Annotated in this window: 24 protein-coding genes; 8 read left to right on the forward strand and 16 right to left on the reverse strand. The window is 68.8% G+C overall.

Annotation, left to right across the window (positions count from 1 at the left end; translation table 11 throughout):
- Positions 1-2: 2 nt before the first annotated feature.
- From E5S66_RS01125 to E5S66_RS01150, 6 genes are all read right to left on the reverse strand, one after another.
- Positions 3-365 carry a YbaN family protein gene (locus tag E5S66_RS01125; protein ID WP_138346791.1) on the reverse strand — a complete coding sequence of 121 codons (363 nt, stop codon included), beginning with the start codon at positions 363-365 and terminating at the stop codon, positions 3-5.
- A gap of 112 nt (positions 366-477) precedes the next feature.
- Positions 478-2,631, reverse strand: coding sequence for a S9 family peptidase (locus tag E5S66_RS01130; protein WP_138346793.1), 2,154 nt, complete (start codon positions 2,629-2,631; stop codon positions 478-480).
- Positions 2,632-2,772: 141 nt separating this feature from the next.
- The gene (locus E5S66_RS01135) at positions 2,773-4,863 is read right to left on the reverse strand and encodes a prolyl oligopeptidase family serine peptidase (protein ID WP_138346795.1); all 2,091 of its coding nucleotides are present in this window, start codon (positions 4,861-4,863) and stop codon (positions 2,773-2,775) included.
- A gap of 81 nt (positions 4,864-4,944) precedes the next feature.
- Positions 4,945-5,217, reverse strand: a complete 273-nt coding sequence (locus E5S66_RS01140; protein ID WP_138346797.1) for a hypothetical protein — start codon at positions 5,215-5,217, stop codon at positions 4,945-4,947.
- A 97-nt stretch (positions 5,218-5,314) separates the two neighbouring features.
- A complete protein-coding gene (locus E5S66_RS01145; RefSeq protein WP_171033432.1) occupies positions 5,315-6,208 on the reverse strand; it encodes a patatin-like phospholipase family protein in 894 nt (297 codons plus the stop codon).
- 2 nt (positions 6,209-6,210) lie between these two features.
- Positions 6,211-7,182, reverse strand: a complete 972-nt coding sequence (locus E5S66_RS01150; protein WP_138346799.1) for a helix-turn-helix transcriptional regulator — start codon at positions 7,180-7,182, stop codon at positions 6,211-6,213.
- Between the two features lie 82 nt (positions 7,183-7,264).
- Between E5S66_RS01150 and E5S66_RS01155 the strand changes: the two genes are divergently transcribed.
- Complete coding sequence (locus E5S66_RS01155; protein WP_138346801.1) at positions 7,265-7,897, forward strand: DUF481 domain-containing protein; 633 nt, start codon at positions 7,265-7,267, stop codon at positions 7,895-7,897.
- A 34-nt stretch (positions 7,898-7,931) separates the two neighbouring features.
- Here the strand turns inward: E5S66_RS01155 and hemC are convergent, their stop codons facing one another.
- The 4 genes from hemC to E5S66_RS01175 all read right to left on the reverse strand — a co-directional run bounded on the left by hemC (position 7,932) and on the right by E5S66_RS01175 (position 12,266).
- Complete coding sequence (gene hemC, locus E5S66_RS01160) at positions 7,932-8,843, reverse strand: hydroxymethylbilane synthase (protein ID WP_138346803.1); 912 nt, start codon at positions 8,841-8,843, stop codon at positions 7,932-7,934.
- A gap of 53 nt (positions 8,844-8,896) precedes the next feature.
- Positions 8,897-10,252, reverse strand: a complete 1,356-nt coding sequence (locus E5S66_RS01165) for a DNA recombination protein RmuC (protein WP_138346805.1) — start codon at positions 10,250-10,252, stop codon at positions 8,897-8,899.
- 43 nt (positions 10,253-10,295) lie between these two features.
- Positions 10,296-11,003, reverse strand: a complete 708-nt coding sequence (locus tag E5S66_RS01170) for a VIT1/CCC1 transporter family protein (RefSeq protein ID WP_138346806.1) — start codon at positions 11,001-11,003, stop codon at positions 10,296-10,298.
- Positions 11,004-11,096: 93 nt separating this feature from the next.
- A complete protein-coding gene (locus tag E5S66_RS01175; RefSeq protein WP_138346808.1) occupies positions 11,097-12,266 on the reverse strand; it encodes a class I SAM-dependent rRNA methyltransferase in 1,170 nt (389 codons plus the stop codon).
- A gap of 226 nt (positions 12,267-12,492) precedes the next feature.
- Between E5S66_RS01175 and E5S66_RS01180 the strand changes: the two genes are divergently transcribed.
- From E5S66_RS01180 to E5S66_RS01190, 3 genes are all read left to right on the forward strand, one after another.
- Complete coding sequence (locus tag E5S66_RS01180) at positions 12,493-13,449, forward strand: TerC family protein (protein ID WP_138346810.1); 957 nt, start codon at positions 12,493-12,495, stop codon at positions 13,447-13,449.
- Between the two features lie 76 nt (positions 13,450-13,525).
- Positions 13,526-14,290 (forward strand): rhomboid family intramembrane serine protease, encoded by a 765-nt coding sequence (locus E5S66_RS01185; RefSeq protein ID WP_138346812.1) that lies wholly within the window; start codon positions 13,526-13,528, stop codon positions 14,288-14,290.
- A gap of 73 nt (positions 14,291-14,363) precedes the next feature.
- Complete coding sequence (locus E5S66_RS01190) at positions 14,364-14,921, forward strand: porin family protein (protein ID WP_138346814.1); 558 nt, start codon at positions 14,364-14,366, stop codon at positions 14,919-14,921.
- Positions 14,922-14,987: 66 nt separating this feature from the next.
- Here the strand turns inward: E5S66_RS01190 and E5S66_RS01195 are convergent, their stop codons facing one another.
- Positions 14,988-15,641 carry a DUF2238 domain-containing protein gene (locus tag E5S66_RS01195; protein WP_212745305.1) on the reverse strand — a complete coding sequence of 218 codons (654 nt, stop codon included), beginning with the start codon at positions 15,639-15,641 and terminating at the stop codon, positions 14,988-14,990.
- Positions 15,642-15,749: 108 nt separating this feature from the next.
- Here E5S66_RS01195 and E5S66_RS01200 point away from each other — a divergent pair, with 108 nt between their 5' ends.
- The gene (locus E5S66_RS01200) at positions 15,750-16,763 is read left to right on the forward strand and encodes a patatin-like phospholipase family protein (RefSeq protein ID WP_138346816.1); all 1,014 of its coding nucleotides are present in this window, start codon (positions 15,750-15,752) and stop codon (positions 16,761-16,763) included.
- A gap of 12 nt (positions 16,764-16,775) precedes the next feature.
- Here the strand turns inward: E5S66_RS01200 and E5S66_RS01205 are convergent, their stop codons facing one another.
- From E5S66_RS01205 to folE, 4 genes are read right to left on the reverse strand one after another with little or no spacing between them, the layout of a single operon-like run.
- Positions 16,776-17,204, reverse strand: coding sequence for a DUF2231 domain-containing protein (locus E5S66_RS01205; RefSeq protein ID WP_138346818.1), 429 nt, complete (start codon positions 17,202-17,204; stop codon positions 16,776-16,778).
- Positions 17,201-17,548 (reverse strand): hypothetical protein, encoded by a 348-nt coding sequence (locus tag E5S66_RS01210; protein ID WP_138346820.1) that lies wholly within the window; start codon positions 17,546-17,548, stop codon positions 17,201-17,203. Before E5S66_RS01210 ends, E5S66_RS01205 begins: the two co-directional genes overlap by 4 nt.
- A gap of 34 nt (positions 17,549-17,582) precedes the next feature.
- On the reverse strand, positions 17,583-18,293 hold the full coding sequence (locus E5S66_RS01215; RefSeq protein WP_138346822.1) for an RNA polymerase sigma factor: 711 nt from the start codon (positions 18,291-18,293) through the stop codon (positions 17,583-17,585).
- Positions 18,294-18,306: 13 nt separating this feature from the next.
- The gene (gene folE, locus E5S66_RS01220) at positions 18,307-18,930 is read right to left on the reverse strand and encodes a GTP cyclohydrolase I (protein WP_138346824.1); all 624 of its coding nucleotides are present in this window, start codon (positions 18,928-18,930) and stop codon (positions 18,307-18,309) included.
- Between the two features lie 129 nt (positions 18,931-19,059).
- Between folE and E5S66_RS01225 the strand changes: the two genes are divergently transcribed.
- On the forward strand, positions 19,060-20,562 hold the full coding sequence (locus E5S66_RS01225; protein WP_138346826.1) for an FAD-dependent oxidoreductase: 1,503 nt from the start codon (positions 19,060-19,062) through the stop codon (positions 20,560-20,562).
- Positions 20,563-20,568: 6 nt separating this feature from the next.
- Here the strand turns inward: E5S66_RS01225 and E5S66_RS01230 are convergent, their stop codons facing one another.
- On the reverse strand, positions 20,569-21,051 hold the full coding sequence (locus E5S66_RS01230; protein WP_138346828.1) for an Lrp/AsnC family transcriptional regulator: 483 nt from the start codon (positions 21,049-21,051) through the stop codon (positions 20,569-20,571).
- Between the two features lie 124 nt (positions 21,052-21,175).
- On the opposite strand from E5S66_RS01230, the gene phhA reads away from it, so the two are divergent.
- Positions 21,176-22,051, forward strand: coding sequence for a phenylalanine 4-monooxygenase (gene phhA, locus E5S66_RS01235; protein WP_138347779.1), 876 nt, complete (start codon positions 21,176-21,178; stop codon positions 22,049-22,051).
- A gap of 68 nt (positions 22,052-22,119) precedes the next feature.
- Positions 22,120-22,293 carry a DUF1328 family protein gene (locus tag E5S66_RS01240; protein ID WP_028838551.1) on the forward strand — a complete coding sequence of 58 codons (174 nt, stop codon included), beginning with the start codon at positions 22,120-22,122 and terminating at the stop codon, positions 22,291-22,293.
- Positions 22,294-22,309: the final 16 nt, after the last annotated feature.

Consider the following 22,309-nt stretch of genomic DNA (forward strand, 5'->3'; position numbering starts at 1 on the left):
CGTCACTGTCGCGGCTCCGGGCGCCGCCACAACCACACCGATACCAGTGCCATCACGCCGATGCCGATCGCCGCCATCCACCAGCGCGGGGCGAAGATCGCCATCGACACCGAAGACACGCACATCATGCCGATGGCCAGCCGCTTGGCCTGCCGCGACACCGTGCCGTTCTGCTCCCAGTCGAGGATGGCGCGGCCGAACTTCGGATGCTCCACCAGCCAGCGGCGCAGGCGGTCGGAGCCGCGGGTGGCGGCGAACGCCGAAAGCAGCACGAAAGGCACCGTCGGCATCACCGGCAGGAACGCGCCGATGATGCCCAGCGCCAGGCTGGTCCAGGCCAGCAGCGCCCACAGCCAGCGGGTCATGGACCTATCGCCTCTGCTGCCGCAAGGCGCACCGCAGCGGCGCGATGGGGCGTAACGGGTTCATGCGGCACATCACGCCTTTCTAGGCGCTCCAGGGAGGGGTGTGCGGAGATTATTCGACACCCAGCCGCTCCAGCATGAAGGCGTACATCTCCGCCTGCTCGCGGTAGCGGCGGAAGCGGCCGGACTTGCCGCCGTGGCCGGCTTCCATGTTGGTGCGGAAGATGACCGGCTCGTTTGACGTGTTGAGGTCGCGCAGCCGCGCCACGTACTTGGCCGGTTCCCAGTACTGCACCTGCGAGTCCCACAGCCCGGTGCCGACGAACATCGCCGGGTAGGCCTTGGCCTGCAGGTTGTCGTAGGGCGAGTAGGTGACGATGTAGTCGTAGAACTGCTTCTGCTCCGGGTTGCCCCACTCGTCGTATTCGTTGGTGGTCAGCGGGATGGTGGGGTCCAGCATGGTGGTGACCACGTCCACGAACGGCACCTGCGACAGGATCACCCGATACTTGTCCGGTGCCATGTTGGCGATCGCGCCCATCAGCAGGCCGCCGGCGCTGCCGCCGTGCGCGGCCACGCGATCGGGTGCGGCATAGCCTTCCTTGACCAGGAAATCGGTGACGTCGATGAAGTCGGTGAAGGTGTTCTTCTTGTGCAGCAGCTTGCCGTTTTCGTACCACCTGCGGCCCATTTCCTGGCCGCCGCGGATATGCGCGATGGCGTAGGCCATGCCGCGGTCCAGCAGGCTGACGGTGGTGACCGAGAAGCCGGGGTCCATCGACATGCCGTAGCTGCCGTAGGCGTACTGCAGCAGCGCGGCCTTGCCGTTCTTCTCGAAGCCCTTCCGGTAGACGATGGACACTGGGATCTTCGTGCCGTCGCGGGCGGTGGCCCACAGCCGCTCGGTGACGTAGTTGGCCGGGTCATAGCCACCCAGCACCGGCTGGCGCTTGAGCAGGCGGCGCTCGCCGGTCTTCACGTTCAGCTCGTACACGGTGGCCGGGGTGGTCATCGAGGTGTAGCTGTAGCGCACCCAGTCGGTGTCCGTCTCGCTGTTGACGTCCAAGCCCATCGAATAGGCGGACTCGTCGGCCTTGATGTATTCCTCGCCGTCGGGCTTGAGCAGGCGCACGCGCTCCAGCCCGCCGCTGCGCTCGGCGATGGCGCTGAAGCCGTCGAACAGCTCGAAGCCTTCCACCAGCACGTCGTCGCGGTGGGCGATCCAGTCCTGCCAGTCCTTGCGCGAGGTCGCGCCGTCGGCGGCGGTGACCAGCTTGAAGTTGGTCGCCTTGCCATCGTTGGTGCGGATCACCCAGCGCCCGCCGAAGTGGTCGGCGTCGTATTCCACGTCGCGCGCGCGCGGTGCCAGCACCTTGAACTCGCGCGGGTCGGCCGCCGGCGCGTAGCGCAGCTCGTCGGACACCGTGCTGCTCATGCCGATCACGATGTACCGCTCGTCGCGGGTACGGTCGATGCCCATGTAGAAGCTGTCGTCCTTCTCCTCGTAGACGACCGGGTCCAGCTTCGGGTCGGTGCCCAGCACGTGCTTCCTGACCCGCACCGTGAGCAGCGTTTCCGGATCGTTCTCGACGTAGAACAGGGTCTTGTTGTCGTCGGCCCAGACCAGATTGGCCGAAACGCCGGCGATGGCTTCGGGATAGGCCTGCCCGGTGGCGAGGTTGCGGAAGCGAATGGTGTACTGGCGGCGGCCGTTGCTGTCGTCGGCATAGGCCAGCACGGCGTTGTCCGGCGTCACTTCGTAATCGCCAACGCTGTAGTAGTCCTTGCCGGCGGCAAGCTGGTTGACGTCCAGCAGTACTTCTTCACCGGCGAAATCACCGGCCGCATTGGCCTGCTGGATCGACAGCGCGTCGATCCCCGGCGCGTCCTTGCGGCGCGCGTGCACCGGGTAGTCCTTGCCGGTCTCGAAGCGCGAGTAGTACCACCAGCCGCGGTCGCGGTAGGGCACGCTGGCGTCGTCCTGCTTGATGCGCGCGACGATTTCCTCGTAGAGCTTGTCCTGCACCGGCCTGGTCGGCGCCAGCACGGCGTCGGCGTAGGCGTTCTCGGCATTGAGGTAGCCGAGCATCGCGGCGTCCTTGCGGCTGTCGTCGCGCAGCCAGTAGTACTCGTCCTGGCGCTCGGCGCCGAACGGGGCCTTCACCACATGCGGCTTTTTCTCCGCATCGGGCGGCGTGGGCGGGGTCTGGGCGGAGGCAAGGCTGCTCATGAGGAAAAGACCGGCGATCAGTGCGTGGGATTTCATGGATGGGGGCCTTGTGTGCGTTGTGCAAGCTCCCTCCCCTGCAAGGGCAGGGGAGGGCTGGGGAGGGGTGCTCTTGCTGCGTCGATGCGAAGCGCCAACCCCCTCCCGACCTCCCCTGCACGCAGGGGAAGGGGGAACTGCTTATTTCGTCAACTGCTCCCACAGGAACGCATACGCCAGCGCGGTCATGTGCGCCGCCTGCGCGTTGTTGGCCGCGCCACCGTGGCCACCCTCGATGTTCTCGTAATAGCGCACGTCCTTACCGGCGGCTTCCATCAGCGCCATCATCTTGCGTGCGTGGCCGGGATGGACGCGGTCGTCCTTGGTCGAGGTGGTGAACAGGGTCGCCGGATAGGTCTTGGCCGGGTCGAACAGGTGGTAGGGCGAAAAGCCCTTGATGAACTCCCAGTCCGCCGTGTCGGGGTTGCCGTACTCGGCCATCCACGAGGCGCCGGCCAGCAGGTGGCTGTAGCGCTTCATGTCCAGCAGCGGCACCTGCACCACGATGGCGCCGAACTTCTCCGGATATTGCGTGAGCATGTTGCCCATCAGCAGGCCGCCGTTGCTGCCGCCCATGGTGCCCAGGTGCGCAGGCGAAGTGATCTTGCGCGCCACCAGGTCGTCGGCGATCGCCGCGAAGTCCTCGTAGGCCTTGTGGCGGTTGGCCTTGAGCGCGGCCTGGTGCCAGCGCGGGCCGTACTCGCCGCCGCCGCGGATGTTGGCCAGCGCGTACACGCCGCCCTTCTCCAGCCAGCCCTTGCCGATGCCGCCGGAATAGGCCGGCGTCATCGAAATCTCGAAACCGCCGTAGCCGTACAGCAGGGTCGGCGCCTTGCCGTCGAATGCCAGGTCCTTCGGCCGGACGAGGAAGTAGGGCACCTTGGTGCCGTCCTTGCTGGTGGCGAAGTGCTGCTCGATCACGTCCTTCGATCCGTCGAAGAACACCGGGTTGGATTTCAGCACTTCGGGCTGCTTGCCGACCTCGGCGATCGACAGCGTGGTGGGAGTGAGGAAGTCGGTGGCGGTCAGCCACACGGCATTGCTGTCGTCCGCATCGACCGCGCCCACGCCCAGCGTGCCGATGCCGGGCGCGCCGACGAACGCGGACTTCGCCCAGCCGTCCTTGCCCGGCGTCAGCACCGACAGGCGATTCTTGACGTCCTCCATCACGTTGAGGACCAGGTGGTCCTTCGTCCAGGTGGAACCGGCCAGCGCGGCGTTTTCGGTCGGCTCGAACAGCGCGGTGAAGTCGCGCTTGCCGGCCATGAAGTCATCGAAGCGGATGACGATCAGCGAGCCGGGCTTCCAGGTCTTGCCGCCGGCTTCATACGGCTCGCGCAGCTCCAGCAGCAACCAGTCCTTGTGCACGCCCTTCTGCGCGCTGTTCGGCGCATCAATCTTCGACAGCGAGCCGTCGGCATTCCGCAGGTACAGCTCGTCGTTGTAGAACGCCAGCGTGCGGCTGACGAAATCGCGCTGCCAGCCGGGAGTGTGGTCGCGCATCGCGGCGATGTACATGTCGCCCGGCTTGCCTTCGTACACGGTCTTGGCCGCCGACAGCGCGGTGCCGCGCTTCCATTCCTTGACGATGTTGGGATAACCCGAGCTGGTCAGGGTGCCGGGGCCGAAATCGGTGAACACATAGACCGTGTTGTCGTCGATCCAGGACAAGCCGCCCTTGGCTTCCGGACGGAAGAAACCGTCCTGCACGAACTGCTTGGTGGTCAGGTCGAACTCGCGGGTCACGTCGGCATCGGATCCGCCCGGCGACAGCGCGATCAGGCAGCGCTGGTACTTCGGCTTGAGGCAATCGGCGCCATGCCAGACCCACTTGGCGTTTTCGGCCTTGTTCAGCGCGTCCAGGTCCAGCACGGTTTCCCACTGCGGCTCCGGCTTGCGGTACTCGGCCAGCGTGGTGCGACGCCAGACGCCGCGCTCGTGCTGCTTGTCCTTCCAGAAGTTGTAGTAGTAGTCGCCGATCTTCTCGACGCCCGGGATCTTGGCGTCGGAATCGAGGATGGCGCGGATCTGCGCTTCCAGCGTCTTGAACGCGGGCGTGCCGGCGATCTCCGCTTCGGCCTTGGCGTTGCGCGCCTTGACCCAGTCCAGCGCCTTCTCGCCCTCCACCTCCTCCAGCCAGGCGTGCGGATCGGCGCTCGGCGCGGTCTGGGCCGACGCGCTACCGGCGATGGCGAGGCCGGCGATCAGGCAGGCACTGGAAAACTGGGACATGGCGGGCTCCGGGACGTTCTGGAAAGCCCCGAACGCTAGCACAGCGTCCGCGACGCCAGCATGGCCAGGAAGTCGCCGCGTTCAGGCGCGCCGGGCGATCCGCAGCGCGCGCGCCACACGGTGTCCGCGCCGCCGCCGCGCCTGCACGCGCCGCCGCTGCGGCAGGCGCAACGCCAGCGTCGGCAGCGGGAAGCGGCGCAGGCTCCACCACGCCGCCAGCGGCATGCCCAGCAGCCACAGCGGCAGCCAGCCAAGCAGCGCGCTGCTGCCGCGCGCGGCCGGTATCAGCAGCACCGCCAGCGCGCCCAGGATCACCAGTTGGCGCAGCAGGGCATCAAGGTCGCGGTGGGTCATGGCGGCGGCTCCGTGGAAGGTGCGGCCAGCTTGCGGGGCGCACATCTCACCGGCTGCGACGGCGCACCCGTCCTTTCGGGAGCCAACGACGACGGCTTCAGTACCCGGCCGCGTCCAGCGCCTTTTCCGCTTCGCGCCGGCCGATGTCGATCAGCTCGGACGCGCGCCAGAACTCGTAGAACTGACAGGCGTCGCGGGGGATGCGGATCAGCAGTTCCGGCGGCTCCAGCGCCAGCTGCACGCGGGCGATGCGCTCCTGCATGGTGTCCAGCGCGCGCGACATCACTTCCATCAGGCCGAAGCGGTGGACGGGTTTGGCCGCTTCCTCGCCAAGCCGATCCATCCAGCGCCCCAGCAGGCCGACCGCGGGCGCGCCGGCTTCGGCATCCACCACGCGCACCGGTTCGTCCCTGCGCTGCGGCGTGCTGCCGTGGATGTCCACGGCCACCACCCGATGGGCGCCGGCCAGGCGGGTGGCGGTGATCGGCAGCGGTGCGAGCAGGCCGCCATCCACCAGCTCCATGCCGCCGATGTTCAGCGGGGTGAAGATGCCGGGGATCGCGAACGAGGCGCGCAGCGCGTCCCACAGGTCGCCACGGCGCAGCCAGACTTCGCGCTGGCGCATCAGGTCCACCGCCACGGCGGTGAAGTCGATCGGCAGATCCTCGATGCGCGGCTCGCCCACCACCTCGCGCAGGGCGCGCACCAGCCGGGTGCCGGTGAACATGGCCGGTCGGCCCAGGCCCGGGTCGAGCAGGCGCAGCATCTCGCGGCGGCTGGTGCGCTCCATCCAGTCGCGCAGCTCGTCCAGCTTGCCGGCCGCGAACGCGCCGCCCACCAGCGCGCCACAGGAGGTTCCGGCCACCGCCTCGATCTCCATGCCGCGCGCCAGCAGCACCTCGATCACCCCGATCTGGGCCAGCCCGCGGGCACCGCCGCCGCCCAGCGCCAGCACGATCGACGCCGACTGCGGCTCGCTGGCGGCGGCCACCGTCAGTCCTGCCCGTAGTTCGACAGCGCCAGCTGCAGATGCGCGCGCAGCTGTTCGCGCAGCGCTTTCGGCTCCACGATCTCGGCGTCTGCGCCGTAGTGCAGCACGTCCATCAGCAGCTCGCGCGGCACCGAGTACGGCAGCTTCAATTCGTAGCTGCCGTCGGACAGGAAGCGGCCCTGCTGCTGGGAATGCCAGTGTTCGTCGGCCACCCAGCGCGCAGCCTTGGCGGAGAAGCGGATCGTGGCCCAGCCCTTGGGCGCGCCGGAAAAGATGCCGTAGCTGCCGGCGAGGTGGGCGTTGAGCTCCTCTTCGGCCACGTCGCGCGCGGGGCCGTCGGTGAAGCGCGCGCCGGCGATGCGGTCGATGGAGAAGCTGCGCAGGCCCTCGCGGTCCTCGTCCCAGGCATCCAGGTACCAGTTGTCGCGGTAGTGGGTCAGCCGCTGCGGGCTGACCGTGCGGCGGGTCTTTTCGTCGGTGGAACGGGCGCGATAGTCGAACGCCAGCCGGCGCCGCTCCAGCACCGCCGAGGCGACGATGCGGAACGCGTGCTCGTCCATCCGGCGGATGCGGTGCGGGATCACCCGCACCCGCTCCACCGGCCAGCGCTTGCCGCCGGAGTGCGCGTCCAGCAGCTTCTCCACCCGCTGCTGCAGCGGCGCCAGCGCGGCCGACAGCATTCCGCCGCTGCTGCGCGCCAGCAGCTGCTGGGCGGCCAGCAGCGCGTGCAGCTCTTCGGAGTTCAGCCACAGGCCGGGCAGCTCGAAACGCTCGGCCTCGGTCTTGTCGTAGTGGAAGCCGGCCTCGCCGTCACCGATCACCGGCGCCATCAGCGCATCGCGCAGGAACGCGATGTCGCGATAGACGGTGGCGCGCGAGCAGCCCAGCTCGTCCTGCAGGTAGCCCACGGTCACCGGGCGACGCGCGGCCTGCAGGCTGCGGTGCAGGGCGATGATGCGTTCATAGCGGTCCATGCCGCCGATTATGCGACAGGCGTTCACCGCGGGTGCCGACGACCGTGGTTAGAATGCGGCGAAGCCCCCGAGCAAGACGACCATGCTGCCGCTGCTGTGGCTGGCGTTCTCCGCGCCGCCGACCGCCCTCCATCCGCCGCTGTTGCCGGTGCTGCCACCCGAGGTGGCGGAGCGCCTGGTCGCGCCGCCGCGCTGCCTGAAGGCGCAGTGCGTGAATGGCGAGTGGTCGGTGGATGCGATGGCGGCGATCCCGTCCGGCCAGCGCCGCGTCGATGCCAGCGACCTGCCCGGCGGCGGCGGGCGGATGCGCCTGCCCAACCAGCGCCGCGACTGGATGAAAGCGCAGGGCAGCAATGCCCGCGTCGGCATGCAGTACGGCGTGCAGGCGGTGAAGACCCGCGATACCAGCGTGCGGGTGTCGGTGGATACCGGCTACCGCCTGCAGGGCTATGCCGACGACGGCACCGCCGGCACCGGCCCGATCCTGCGCGGGCAGGTGGAATGGAACCAGGCGCTGGGCAAGCGCGCGCGGCTGTCGCAGGTCACCCGCGTGGAAACCGGCCAGCACGGCGCCTACCTGCGCAACAGCCTGCTGCTGAACGTGCAGCTGCAGCCCACCCTGATCCTGAGCTCCGGCGTGGAAATGCGCCGCGACAGCGACCTGGCCGGCCGCAACCAGACCGACGCGACGCTGAAGCTGAAATACGCGTTCTGAGCGCGCCGCGCTCCGGCGTCATGCGGCGGCAGGCTCAGCCGTCGATCAGCGCGCGCGCGCCCTGCGCCAGCAGCGCCTGCGCGACTTCGATGCCCAACGCCTCCGGCGCCTGCGCCGGGCCTTCGGCCTGGGCGCGGACGCAGCGGCCGTCTGCGGTCGCGCCGACCAGTCCCTGCAGCAGCAGGCATTCGCCTTGCAGCGTGGCCAGCCCCGCCACGGGGACGTGGCAGCTGCCGTCCAGCGCGCGGTTCATGGCCCGCTCCGCCGCCACGCAGGTGCGGGTGGCGGCATCGTCCAACGCCGCGCACAGCGCCGCGATGCGCGGGTCGTCATCGCGGGTTTCGATGGCGATGGCGCCCTGCGCCGGCGCCGGCAGCCAGCCCGGCGCGTCCAGCCGGGCGCGGATGCGGGCGTCGAAACCCAGCCGCTGCAGGCCGGCGCAGGCCAGCACGATGGCGTCGTAATCGCCGCCGTCGAGCTTGGCCAGCCGCGTGTTGACGTTGCCGCGCAGGTCGCGCAGCTGCAGGTCCGGGCGCAGCGCGCGCAGCTGCGCCTGCCGGCGCAGCGAGGAGGTGCCCACGCGCGCGTCCTGCGGCAGCGCGTCGAGGCCGTCGAAATGATTGCTGACGAAGGCGTCGGCATGGTCGGCGCGCGGCAGGATCGCCGCCAGCGCGAAGCCGGGCTCCAGCGTCATCGGCACGTCCTTGAGCGAGTGCACCGCGCAGTCGGCTTCGCCGCGCTGCATCGCCAGCTCCAGCTCCTTCAGGAACAGGCCCTTGCCGCCGATCGCCGCCAACGAGCGGTCAAGGATCTCGTCGCCGCGGGTGGACAACGGCACCAGTTCGACGGTCAGGCCGGGATGGGCGACGCGCAGGCGCTCGGCGACGTGTTCGGTCTGCCACAGGGCAAGCGGGCTTTTGCGGGTGGCGATGCGCAGCGTAGTCATCCGCGCATTATCGCCGCTGCCCGGCACGCGTGCCCGCGGCGACGGCGCAGGCGCTATTCGGCCGGCGGTTCCAGCGCCACCGGTACTTCGCCCGGCAGGGTTTCCACATCGCGCAGGCTGCGCTCGATGGCGCGGGTGCGCACGCCGGTATGTTCGATCTGCTTGCTGGCCTGGTCGAGCTTGTTCTTGACGTTGTCGAGCACGTCGCCGAACTTGCCGAATTCGGTCTTGGCCTTCTCGAGGATGCGCCAGACCTCGGCCGAGCGCTTCTCGATAGCCACGGTGCGGAAACCGATCTGCAGGCTGGTCAGCAGCGCCAGCAGGGTGGTCGGTCCTGCGATCGTGATGCGCTGCTCGCGCTGCAGGGCCTCGAACAGCCCCGGGCGGCGCAGCACTTCCGCATACAGGCCTTCGGTGGGCAGGAACAGCACCGCGAATTCGGTGGTGTGCGGCGCGGCCACGTATTTGCCGCGGATGCGCTTGGCCTCCTCGCGCACGCGCCGTTCCAGCGCGTCGCCGGCCATGCGCGCGGCCTCGACGTCGGCGCGCTCCTGCGCGTCCAGCAGGCGTTCGTAATCCTCGCGCGGGAACTTGGCGTCGATCGGCAGCCATACCACGGCATCGGCGCCGGAGCCGGGGAAGCGCACCGCGAACTCCACCCGCTCGCTGCTGCCGGGGATGGTGGCGACGTTGGCGGCGTACTGGTCGGGCGCGAACACCTGCTCCAGCAGGCCGGCCAGCTGCACCTCGCCGAAGATGCCGCGCGACTTCACGTTGGTCAGCACGCGCTGCAGCCCGCCCACGTCGGCGGCCAGCTTGCTCATGTCGCCCAGGCCCTGGTGGACCTGCGCCAGCATGCGGGTGACGTTGCCGAAGCTCTCGGTCAGGCGCGTCTCCAGGGTGGCGTGCAGCTTCTCGTCGACGGTGGCGCGCATCGCCTCCAGCTTGGCCGCGTTGTCGGCCTGCAGCGACTGCAGCTGCTGTTCCAGGGTGGCGCGCAGTTCGCCCAGCCGCAGATCGTTGCGCTCGCCCATCTCGCGCAGCTGCTGGCCTTGCGCTTCGGCGTACCGCTGCTGGCTGCCGGCCGCTTCCAGCCGCGCCTTGCGGGCATCCTCGCTCAGCGCCGCACGCAGCTCATCCAGCCGCTTGTCGATGCTCTGGGTGAGGTCGTCCAGGCGCTGGTCGGTACGCGCGGCCACCGCTTGCAGCTGCGCGCCGAAGCCGTCGATACGCTGGCCCTGCTGCAGGGAGAAGCTGTCCAGCTGGCCGCGCAGCTCGTCACGTCCACCGCGCTGTTCGTCGCGCAGCAGCGCGGCGATGCGGTCTTCCGGGCGACGCAGCAGCAACAGCGCGATGAGGGCGAATACGGCGAGCAGCAGCAGCGACAGCAGGAGCGTGTTGGTATCCATCGCGCCAGTGTAGCGGCGAGCGTCGCAGCGCCTGCGACCGCAATCAGCCGACGCTGACCCCGAATACCCAACCGATCAGCGCGGTCGCCGCCTGCGCCACGCTGCCCCACAACAGCACCCGCCAGGCGCCCTTGATGCCGCCGCCGCCGGCCACACGCTCGGCGACGTAGCCCAGCACCGCCAGCAGCATGGTGGTGCTGGCGACGATGGCGATGGCCAGGCTGCCGCTGCGCCACAGCCAGGCCAGCAGCACCGGCGGCAGGGCACCGACGGTGAACGAGGCGGCCGAGGCCAGCGCGGCCTGTACCGGCCGCGCGCGCTGCAGGTCGTGGATGCCGACTTCGTCGCGCAGGTGCGCGGCCAGATCGTCGTGGGCGGTCAGCTGCTCGGCCACCTGCCGCGCCAGCTCCGGTTCCAGTCCACGGTGCACGTAGATCTGGGTGAGTTCGCGCAGCTCCGCTTCCGGATGCAGGTCCAGCGCCGCGCGCTCGATGCGGATGTCGGCGTGCTCGGCATCGGCCTGCGAGCTGACCGAGACGTATTCGCCGGCCGCCATCGACAGCGCACCGGCGGCCAGGCCGGCGATGCCGGTCAGCAGGATGGTGGCCGGCTCCGCCTGCGCGGTGGCCATGCCCAGCACCAGGCTGCTGGTGGAAATCAAGCCGTCGTTGGCGCCGAGTACCGAAGCGCGCAGCCAGCCGCTGTGCTGGCTGCGGTGCGGCTCATGGTAATGGTGGGTCTCGATCTGCATGAGGGGGCTGCCGGTTCGCGAACGCGCGCATTGTAGGGGCGTTACCCACGCCGCGGCGGAACGCATCCCATCCGCGCGTGCCCGGTCAGGCCTTCAGTCCAGCACCCGGCAGAACACCGCCTTCAGGTAGCGCGATTCCGGCACCTGCGCCAGCCACGGGTGGTCCGGCCCGGCGCCGGCCACTTTGAGCACCTGCACGGTGCGGCCGGCGTAGAACGCGGCGCGGCGCAGCATGTCGAGGAACTGGTCCTCGCTGACCAGGCCGGTGCAGCTGAAGGTGGCGAACAGCCCGCCCGGCTTCACCACGCCCAGCGCCAGCTTGTTCATGTCGAGATATTTCTTCAGCGCATTGATGACCTGCTCGCGGTCGCGGGTCATCTTGGCGGGGTCGAGGATGACCACGTCGAATTGTTCGCCGGCCGCCGCGGCATCGCGCAGCCACGGGAAGATGTCGGACTGCACGAACCGCGGCTTGACGTGGTTCAAGTACGCGTTCTGCTTTGCGAGCTCGATCACCGCCGGGTCGATGTCGATGCCCACCACTTCGCTGGCACCGCGCGCCGCTGCATACACGGCGAAGCCGCCGGTGTTGCAGCACAGGTCGAGCACGCGCTTGCCTGCCACCTGCTGGCTCAGCCACTGGCGGTTCTCGCGCTGGTCGGCGAAGAAGCCGGTCTTGTGCGCGCCGGCCGGGTCGGCATGGAACTTGATGCCGTGTTCGGTGACGGTGGCCGGCTCGGTGCCCTGGGTGTCCTTGTAGTCGAAGCTTTCCTGCTTCTGCACGTGCTCGTCGGCGAAGCTGTGGAAGCGGCAGCCGGGGAAATGTTCGCGCAGCGCATCGAAGATGATGCTGCGGTGGCGCCACGCGCCGGCGCTGAAGAACTCGACCACCAGCAGGTCGTCGTAACGGTCCACCACCAGCCCGCTGATGCCGTCGCCTTCGCTGTGGACCACGCGCCAGGCGTTGGAAATCTCGTCCAGCTTGAGGATTTCGCGGCGCAGCTGGATCGCCTCGCCGATCTTGCGCACGAACCAGTCGGCATCCACCGCCACGTCGGGGTCGCGCTCCAGCATGCGCAGGGCGATCCGCGAATGGCCGTTGTAGAAACCGCGGCCGATCCAGGTGCCGTCCACCCCGATCACATCGACGATGCTGCCGGGCTTGGGCCGCTGCGCGGGCTTTTCCACCAGCCGCTGGAAGATCCACGGGTGGGTGGAATTCCAGGCGTTCTTGAGCTGGACAACGGGCAGGGGTTCGGCCATGGCGGCGTTCACGTGGTTTTACCGGGGTCTGCTATTGTCGCCCAAGAAGGGGAGTAACTCCGCGTGCGGTTGTCGTCATTACGGGCAGGTTGTCTTTCGACAGCAGCCCCGGCGCCGCAGCTGGCCACCGGCCAGTGAGTGAGACCTTCGCCGATCGGCGAAGCGCGCTCCCTTCCATGCGTCCCTGCATGGACGCCTCCGTCGGTCGCAAGGCTCGGAGCTCTCAATGGAAACAATTGGAACCCCCCTTCTCTGGCTGGTGTTCGGCGGCGTGGTGATTGCCGCACTGCTGGCCGACCTGGTGCTGATGCGCCACGGTGGCCCGCACAAGGTCAGCTTCAACGAAGCCGCCTGGTGGAGCATCGGCTGGGTGGCCTTGGCGCTGGCCTTCAACGGCTGGCTGTGGTGGTACACCGGGCAGCGCTTCGGCGCGCAGGCCGGCAGCGACATCGGCATGGAGTTCCTGACCGGCTACCTGGTCGAGAAGGCGCTGGCGGTCGACAACATCTTCGTGTTCCTGATGCTGTTCAACTATTTCGCGGTGCCGGAGATGCAGCGCCAGCGCGCGCTGGTGATCGGCATCATCGGCGCCATCGTGCTGCGCGCGATCCTGATCTTCGCCGGGGCGCTGCTGCTGTCGAAGTTCCACTGGGTGCTGTACGTGTTCGGCGCGTTCCTGCTGTTCACCGGCATCAAGATGTGGCGCGCCGCCGGCCAGGAACCCGACCTGGAATCCAACCCGGTGCTGCGCTGGCTGACCGCGCACATCCCGTTCCTGCGCCGCTACCACGGCAGCGCGCTGTGGGTGGGCCGGGGCAGCCGCCGCAAGTTCACCCCGCTGTTCATCGTGATCATCATGCTGGGCATCACCGACGTGATCTTCGCGGTGGATTCGATTCCGGCGATCTTCGCCATCACCACCGACCCGTTCATCGTGCTGACCTCCAACGTGTTCGCGGTGCTGGGCCTGCGCGCGATGTTCTTCCTGCTGCAGGGGATGGCCGAACGCTTCCACCTGCTGCCTTACGGACTGGCGCTGGTGCTGGTGTTCATCGGCTTGAAGATGCTGCTGATCGATGTGTACAAGCTGCCGATCCTGCTGTCGCTGGGCGCGGTGGCGGTGATCATCGGCAGCACCATCGCACTCAGCCTGATGCGGCCGGCGAAACCGCACGCCTCCTGAGGGCGGGACGGGCGCGGCGCGGCAAAGCCGGCCGCGCCCGGGTTGCAATCGGACTGCAGCGCCCCACCTCGAGGGAATGTCCGCCCTTGAACACCAGCACCAGACCGACCGCAGCCGCGTGCGCCGCGCGTTGAATGCCAGCCTCGCCGGTGTGTTGCTGCTGTGGCTGTGCTTCGCCGCACAGCAGGGTTTCGACTGGCGTTTCCTTGCGGTGATGCCGCAGGCTGCGGCTGGTTTGGTCGGGCTGCTCACCGCGCCGCTGCTACACGGCTCGGTAGCGCATGTGTTGGCCAATACCACTGCCTTGCTGCTGCTCGGCACGCTGGCCGGCACCGCTTATCCGAAAGCCAGCCTGCGTGCACTGCCGCTGCTGTGGCTGGGCTCCGGCCTGGGCGCCTGGCTGCTGGGCCAGGCCGGTTCGCACCACCTTGGCGCCAGCGGCATCACCCATGGGCTGGGCTTCCTGGTGTTCGTGCTGGGGTTGCTGCGCCGCGACCGCGCGGCGATCGCCGCCGGCATGATCGCGTTCCTGTTCTACGGCGGCATGCTGATGAGCGTATTGCCGCGCGAAGCCGGCGTGTCGTGGGAATCGCACCTGGGCGGCGCGCTGGCCGGCATCGTGGCCGCCTTCCTGTTCCGCCGCAGCGACCCGCGGCCGGCGCGGCAGAAATACAGCTGGGAGCTGGAGGAAGAGTTCGAAGCCGAACAGGCCCGCCGCAAGGCCGAAGACGGATTCGGCACCTTCGAAACCCGCGCCCCCGACGACGTGCCGGTGCTCTGGCAGCGCGAAGCACCACCGGAGGCGCGCAGCCAGGTGCTGCCGTTCCGCCGCCGCGAGTGACCGCCCGCCGCGACGCGCCGTAAAATCGCCGGCCCGTCCACGACGGACGGGATCGACCAACAAGGAGTTTTTGATGAAGAAGTCCCTGATGCTGGCCTGCGCGCTGGTGCTTGCCGGCCTGTCCGGCACCGCGTCCGCCGGCGAAGCTTTCGTCCGCGGCGAGATCGGCAAGAGCGACGTCAAGCTCAAGCTGGACGGCGTCGGCAGCGAAAGCGACAAGGACACCGCGTATGCCCTGCGCGGCGGCTACTGGTTCAATTCGAACTTCGCGGTGGAAGGGCACTACAGCCGCTTCTACGACCAGACGCTGTACAACGACGGTGCCGGTTACGTGGACGGCAAACTGTCGGCGATCGGCCTGGGCATGGTGGCCAAGGAACACACCACCGATTCCGGCCTCGGCTTCTTCGTCCAGCTGCGCGCAGGCGTGGCCCGCGGCAAGATCTCGCTGGATACCTCGGAAGGCAGCGGCAGCGAAACCTCGACCAAGCCGTACTACGGCATTGGCGCGGGCTACGACTTCAGCCGCCGCTTCGGCCTGAGCCTGAACTACGACCACAACCAGGGTTCGGGCGGCGGTCTGGAGATCACCGCCAACACCCTGTCGCTGGGTCTGGAAGCGCGCTTCTGATCGAACGGAACGGGTTGATCCACAGCTGCCGCCGCAAGGCGGCAGCTGCGTTTCCGGCGCTCAACGCTACTTGCCAGCCAGCACCGCCACGCCCAGCTGGCGGTCGTGCCAGCGCGACAGCAGCAGCAGCGAAGTGGCCGCGCCGAGCAGGCACAGGAACATGTCCCACTGGGTGTCCCACTGATCACCCTGGGTGGCGAGGAATGCGTCGGCGTCAGCACCGTAGACCAGCGCGGCCCGCCATTCGATCAGCTCGAAGAACGCCGAGAAGCTGAGGCAGGCGGCGAGCACCAGATAGGTCAGCCAGCCGCCGCGGCGCAGCGGCGTCAACCGCAGCAACAGCTCGCGGGCGAGGATGGCCGGCACGAAGCCCTGCATCCAGTGGCCCAGCCGGTCCCAGGGATTGCGCTCGGTGCCCAGCAACTCCTGCAGCCAGAACCCGCCCGGGGTCAGCGAATAGGTGTAGGCGCCGCCGTGGATCAGCACCAGCGCATGCAGCGCCAGCAACCAGCACAGCAGCCGGGTCAGCGGAAAGCGCTGCCAGCGCCAGGCCACCAGCGCCAGCCCGACCATCGCCCAGATCACCTCCAGCGACCAGGTCAGGCGGTCGCTGGTGATGGCGAACGAGATCGCCAGTGCGGCCAATACGCCGCCGGCCAGCAGCCAGCGTTCCGGACGCGAGGGCGGCATGGCGATGGGTGAAGCGGAAAGGGCAGTCATGTGCGGATGCTAGCGCACGGTTCCGCCGCCGTTGCGGGAGCGGGCAGTAAGCTTTCGGACCATTGCGGTCGCGCACCGCGCACCGCGCTTCCCGGATATCCGATCGCCATGTTCCGCATTCGTGCCCTCGCCCTGCTGACCGTCCTGCTGGCTGCCTGTGCCAGCACGCCCGAACCGGCAGCGGTGGCGCCGACCCATGCGTCCGTGACCGTCGCGCCGATCAGGGTGGGGCTGGCCCTGGGCGGCGGCGCGGCCAAGGGCTTTGCCCATATCGGCGTGATCAAGATGCTGGAAGCCAATGGCATCAAGCCGGTGGTGGTGTCGGGCACCAGCGCCGGCAGCGTGGTCGGCGCGCTGTACGCCAGCGGCATGGATGCCTACGCGCTGCAGCAGAAGGCGGTGGCGCTGGACGAAGCCAGCATCCGCGACGTCAGCCTGTTTTCCGGCGGCGTGGTGAAAGGCCAGAAGCTGCAGGACTACGTCAACGCGCAGCTGGGCGAACGCAGCTTCGAGAAGCTGAAGAAACCGCTGGCGGTGGTCGCCACCCGGTTGGAAGACGGCCAGCGCACGGTGTTCGTGCGCGGCAACGTGGGCCAGGCGGTGCGCGCGTCCAGCTCGATCCCGGGGGTGTTCGAGGCGGTCGGCATCGGCAAGCACCACTACGTCGATGGCGGCGTGGTCAGCCCGGTGCCGGTGGACGCCGCGCGCGACCTGGGCGCCGATTTCGTGGTGGCGGTCGACATCAGCAGCAAGGCCAGCGGCGCGGCCGATCCATCCAGCATGCTCGGCAACGTCAACCGCAGCATCGCGATCATGGGCCAGAAGCTGGGCGCAGCCGAACTGGCGCGCGCCGACGTGGTGATCCGTCCCGCGGTGAACGACATCGGCGCCACCGATTTCGCGCAGAAGAACCGCGCCATCCTCGAAGGCGAGCGCGCTGCGCAGGCGGTACTGCCACAGATCCGCGCGAAGATCGCCGCGCTGCAGGCGCAGCGGCTGGCGCAGGCCCGCCAGGCCGTGGAAACGAAGGTAGCGCAGCAGCGCGAAGCCGAGCGCAAGGCGCGCTGTGCGCAGCAGGCCGGCTGGCTGGACAAGCTGCGCCGCGACGCGGACTGCAAGTGACCGCGCGGGGCGTTACCCCTCGCGCGGTGTAACGCCCACGCCATAGCCATACACCAGCTTGCCGCCCAGCCAGCCGGTGGCCAGCAGCGACAGCAAGCCAACGCCGCCGAGCGCCAGCGCCCAGGTGTCGGGCGGCAGCGGCTGCCGGTCGTGCAGGCGCAGCAACGCGCTACCGGCATACAGGCACCAGCTGGTCAGCGCCAGACCCATATGCGCATGGGCGGTACTGCCGGCGGGGTGTTCGGCCGGCAGCTTGAGCAGCTCCCAAAACCCTGCCAGCGCCGCCACCAATCCGAACGCGCAGCCCAGCACGGTCAGCACGAACGCCAGCTGCCACAGCCACGGCGGGGCCCAGAACAGGCCGGCGCCATCCGCCAGCGTGGCCAGCGTCCAGCAGGCCACCGGGAAATGCACCACGGCGGGATGGACGGGGTGGTTCATTGCATCACTACCGCCGCGATCAGCAGCACCGCCCCGGTCACCGCGAACCCGGCATGGGTCAGCACCACCCGCTTCAACGCCACCCGCTTGCCGTAGTGGATCGACGCCAGATGGAAGCCGAACAGCGCGGCAACCAGGAAGACGCACAGCGCCAGCACCGGCAAGGTGCCGATGCCATCGCCGGTCAGGATGGCCGCAACCAGCAGGATCAGGCCACTGGCACCCAGCAAGGCGTGCAGCAGCGACACCGCCCACGGCGCCAGTTTCCCGCGCAGCACGTACGACGCCAGCACCAGACCGCCACAGGCGCCCACCAGGAACACGATCAAGGCATACAGCAACATTCCACACCCCCTTATTGGTTGAACTTCGGAAACATCAGGCTTGCGCGCCGGGCAGTGCCGCGATCCGCGCCATCACCACGTCGGTCATGCGCGCGCAGCGCGCGCCCATGAACTGGAACGCTTCCACCCGTGCCGCCGAGACGCGGCTGGCCAGCGCCTCGCGCAATTGACGACGGGCGCGGTACAGGCGGGTTTTCACGGTTTCCTGGCGGATCTCCAGGGCGGTTGCGGTTTCCTCCACCGAGCAGCCTTCGACGTCGCGCAGCACGTACACCAGCCGGAACACTTCCGGCAGGTCGTCCACCGCCTGTTCCAGCAGCCGGCGCAGCTGCGCGCGCGCCGCTTCCTCGGCGGGGTCGTTGCCCAGCACGTGGCCAGGAAACGCAATCAGCTGCGCCGCCACCGGCGCGCTCATGTCGATATCGTCGATGTCCACGCTGTCGCGCCTCCGCCGCAGGCGACCATGGGCTTCGTTGAGGGCGATGCGGGTGAGCCAGGTCGCCAGCGACGCTTCGCCGCGGAAGCTGCCCAGCTTTTCGTAGCCGTGCACATAGGCTTCCTGCACCACGTCCTCGGCTTCGGCCTCGTTGCGGATCACGCCGCGCACCACCCGGAACATGCGCTGGTTGCAGCGCTGCATGATCTGCCGGAACGCATCGCGCTCGCCGCCGCGCACGCAGGCCACCAGCGCGGCATCGTCCAGGGCGGCGTAGTCGCGGGCGGCGCCTGCTGCAATCGTGTTCATTGCACTTCCTCCATCACGCCGACAGCGAAGCGAGGATATCGCTGCGCCACGGCTCCCGTTCGAACGCGCCTAGCAGCCGTCGCGTCAGCATCGCGCTGCCGTGCACGTGCACGCCGCGGGTGGTCATGCAGGCGTGGCTGGCACGGATCACCACCGCCACCCCGCGCGGCCGCAGCTCGCGCTGCAGGGCATCCGCGATCTCCACCGTCAGCCGCTCCTGGATCTGCAGCCGGCGCGCATAGGCATCCACCAGCCGCGCCAGCTTGGACAGGCCCACCACCTGTTCGCCCGGCAGGTAGGCGAGATGCGCCACGCCGGTGATCGGCGCCATGTGGTGTTCGCAGGTGCTGTGCAGCGGGATGTCGCGCAGCAGCACGATGTCGTCGTAGCCGGAACGCTCGAAGCGACGGCCGAGGATCCTTGCCGGGTCCCTGGCGTAGCCACCGAACCATTCCTCGTAGGCGCGCACCACCCGCGCCGGGGTGTCGTGCAGGCCCGCGCGCAGCGGGTCGTCGCCGGCCCAGCGGATCAGCGTGCGCACCGCCGCTTCGGCCTCGGCGCGACTGGGGCAGGGCGTTTCGGCGTCGGTGTCGTTGGCATCGGCAACCTGCGGCACGGCGGCTAGCGGGTTCAGCATGGCAGGCATTCCAAGGGGTCTTGTCTCGGCAGATGCAGCGGCGCGAAAAAGGTTCCCGGGAACCTGCGGGCCCGTGCTGCATCAATGCAAAAGAGGCTTACTTTCGATACGTCAGCGGAGCGCACGACCATGGCACAGGCAGCAGTTCTTTCCGGTCCGGACTTCACCGCCGGCGTGGCGCTGGCTTCGATCCCGGCAGGCGGCGTCTTGTTGGGCCACGTCGGCGACACCCCGGTGCTGCTGGCGCTGGTGGACGGCGAACCGCACGCGGTCTCCGCCAGCTGCACCCACTACGGCGGGCCGCTGGATGAAGGGTTGCGGGTGGGCGATGAAATCCGCTGCCCCTGGCACCACGCCTGCTTCAGCCTGCGCAGCGGCAAGGCGGTGCGGGCACCGGCATTCGCACCGCTGGACTGCTGGAAAGTGGAAGTGGTGGGCGAGCGCGTGTTCGTGCGCGGCGAAAAGGTCGCAGCCGAAGCTGAGCCCGCGCCAGTGGCGAGTTCGCTGCAGGACGTCCTTATCATCGGTGGCGGCGCGGCTGGTTTCGCCTGCGCCCAGCGCCTGCGCGAGCGCGGCTTCGGGGGCCGCATCAGCATGCTCAGCGAAGACAGCGCGCCGCCGGTGGACCGGCCCAACCTGTCCAAGGACTACCTTGCCGGCAGCGCGCCGGCCGAGTGGATCCCGCTGCAGACGCCCGATTTCTACCGCGAGCACGGCATCGACCTGCACCTGGATTGCGTGGTGACCGCGCTGGACCTGCGCGAACGCCGGGTCACCAACGCCGCCGGCGAGCGCTTCGGCTACGACGCGCTGCTGCTGGCCACCGGCGCCGAGGCCAGCCGCATCCCGCTGCCGCGCTTCGACCTGCCCAACGTATTCACCCTGCGCACGCTAGCCGATGCCGACGCGCTGCTCCGCGGCATCGCCGATGCCCACGCCATCGCGGTGATCGGGTCCGGCTTCATCGGCATGGAAGCCGCCTCCGCGCTGCGCGCGCGCGGGCTGGCGGTGCACGTGGTGACGCCGGAAGCGCTGCCGCTGGAACGCATCCTCGGTGCGCAGCTGGCGCAGCACCTGCTGGGCCTGCACCAAAGCCACGGCGTGCAGTTCCATCTGCAGACGCAGGCGGAGCATTTCGATGGCAGCCACCTGCGGCTGGCCAGTGGCGACACGCTGCCGGTGGACGCGCTGCTGGTGGGCATCGGCGTGCGCCCGCGGATCCAGCTGGCCGATGCCGCGGGACTGCGGATCCAGAACGGCATCGTGGTCGATGACCGCCTGCGCACCGCGGTCGCCGGGGTCTACGCCGCCGGCGACGTGGCCCGCTATCCGCACGGCGGCGGGATGGCCCGGGTGGAGCACTGGGTGCACGCGCAGCGGCAGGGTCAGTGCGTGGCCGACAACATGCTGGGCCTGGATCGCGCCTTCAACGACCCGCCGTTCTTCTGGACCCACCACTACGGCATCGACCTGCGCCACCTCGGCCACGGCACCGGCTGGAACCGGGTGGAAGTGGATGGCGATCCCGCCGCCAATGACTGCCTGGCCCGCTACTACCGCGACGACGTGCTGGTGGCGGCTGCGGCGATCGGCCGCGACCGCGCGCTGCTGGCGCTGCAGGCGCAGCTGTAGCGCGCGTCAGCCGGCGTCCGCCTGCAGCGGCAGCGCCTGCGCGCGCTTCACCGTGCGCAGCACGAAGCTGGAGTTGACGTCGTCCACTTCCGCCTGCGCCAGCAGCTTGTCCAGCAGGAAGCGCGAGAAGTGCTCGAGGTTGCGCACCACCACGTGCAGCAGGTAGTCCATGTCGCCGGTCAGCGCGTGGCAGGCCACCACTTCCGGCCAGGCGTTGACCTGGCGGGCGAAGGTATCGATGCGCTCGGCGTCGTGGCTCTTCAACTGCACCCGCACGAACGCCTGCAGGCCCAGCCCCAGCCGCTCGGGATCGACCTCGGCGCGGTAGCCGACGATGACCCCTTCGCGCTCCAGCCGCTGCACCCGGCGCAGGCAGGCCGAAGCCGACAGGTGGACCCGTTCGGCCAGCTCGGCGTTGGTCTGCCGGCCCGCTCGCTGCAGTTCCGCAAGCAGGGTCAGATCGATCCGATCCAGGGTGATGCCGGTCATTTCTTCCACTTATCCGCGTTATGGCGCTGGAATATTGCGCCACTGACCGCATTCGATGCAATTTTGCAGACATCTTGCGCACCGTTGCACCTACCCTTTGGGGATGTCCACAGCCGATCCCGCCATGTCCACCCAGCCGCAGCCACGCCGCCTCGAAAGCATCCAGACCGATCGCGGTTCGGTGCCGGTCTATGCCACCGGCACGGTGGAGCAGCCGTGGGACAGCTACAGCGACGAAGACCACGACGTCTGGCGCCAGCTCTACGCGCGCCAGCAGGCACTGCTGCCCGGTCGCGCCTGCGACGCTTTCCTGCAGGCGCAGGAACGCATGCGGATGTCGCCGCAGCGGATTCCGAAGTTCTCCGACCTCAACGCGATCCTCGCCGCCGCCACCGGCTGGCAGATCGTGGCGGTGGAAGGGCTGCTGCCCGAGCTGGATTTCTTCACCCATCTCGCCAACCGCCGCTTCCCGGTGAGCTGGTGGATCCGCCGCTTGGATCAGATCGACTACATCGAAGAACCCGACCTGTTCCACGACCTGTTCGGCCACGTGCCGCTGCTGATGGAGCCGATGTTCGCCGACTACCTGCAGGCCTACGGCGAGGGCGGTGTGAAGGCGCACGGCTTCGGCCCCGAGGCGCTGATGCAGCTGGCGCGGCTGTACTGGTACACGGTGGAATTCGGCCTGATCCGGCAGCCGGACGGGCTGCGCATCTACGGCGCCGGCATCGTCAGCTCGAAGGGCGAATCGATCCACTGCCTGGAATCGGCGTCGCCGAACCGGATCGGCTTCGACCTGGAACGGGTGATGCGCACCCGCTACCGCATCGACAGCTACCAGAAGACCTATTTCGTCATCGACAGCTTCGAGCAGCTGATGGACGCCACCCGCCCGGACTTCGCACCAATCTATGCGCGGCTGGCCGGGCAGGGCGAATACGCGCCGGAAGCGGTGCTGGCGACGGACCTGGTCCTGCACGCGGGCAGCCAGGCCGACTGAGCGTTCACGGCGGCTGCACGCCACCGCCGCCATGTTGCACCGGTGTTCCCTGCACCGGAGTCGACATCATGCTCAAGTGGGCCCTGATTTTCGCCGTGATCGGCCTGGTCGCCGGCGCGCTCGGTTTCGGCGGCATCGCCGGCGGCGCGTTCGGCATCGCCAAGTTCCTGTTCTGGGCCGCGATCATCATCGCGGTGGTGCTGTTCGTGCTGGGCGTGACGATCTTCAAGAAGGTCACCTGAGGCCGCAGGCACCATG

The sequence above is a fragment of the Thermomonas fusca genome (genome assembly GCF_005862345.1).
In the GTDB taxonomy this organism is placed as follows: Bacteria; Pseudomonadota; Gammaproteobacteria; order Xanthomonadales; family Xanthomonadaceae; genus Thermomonas; species Thermomonas fusca.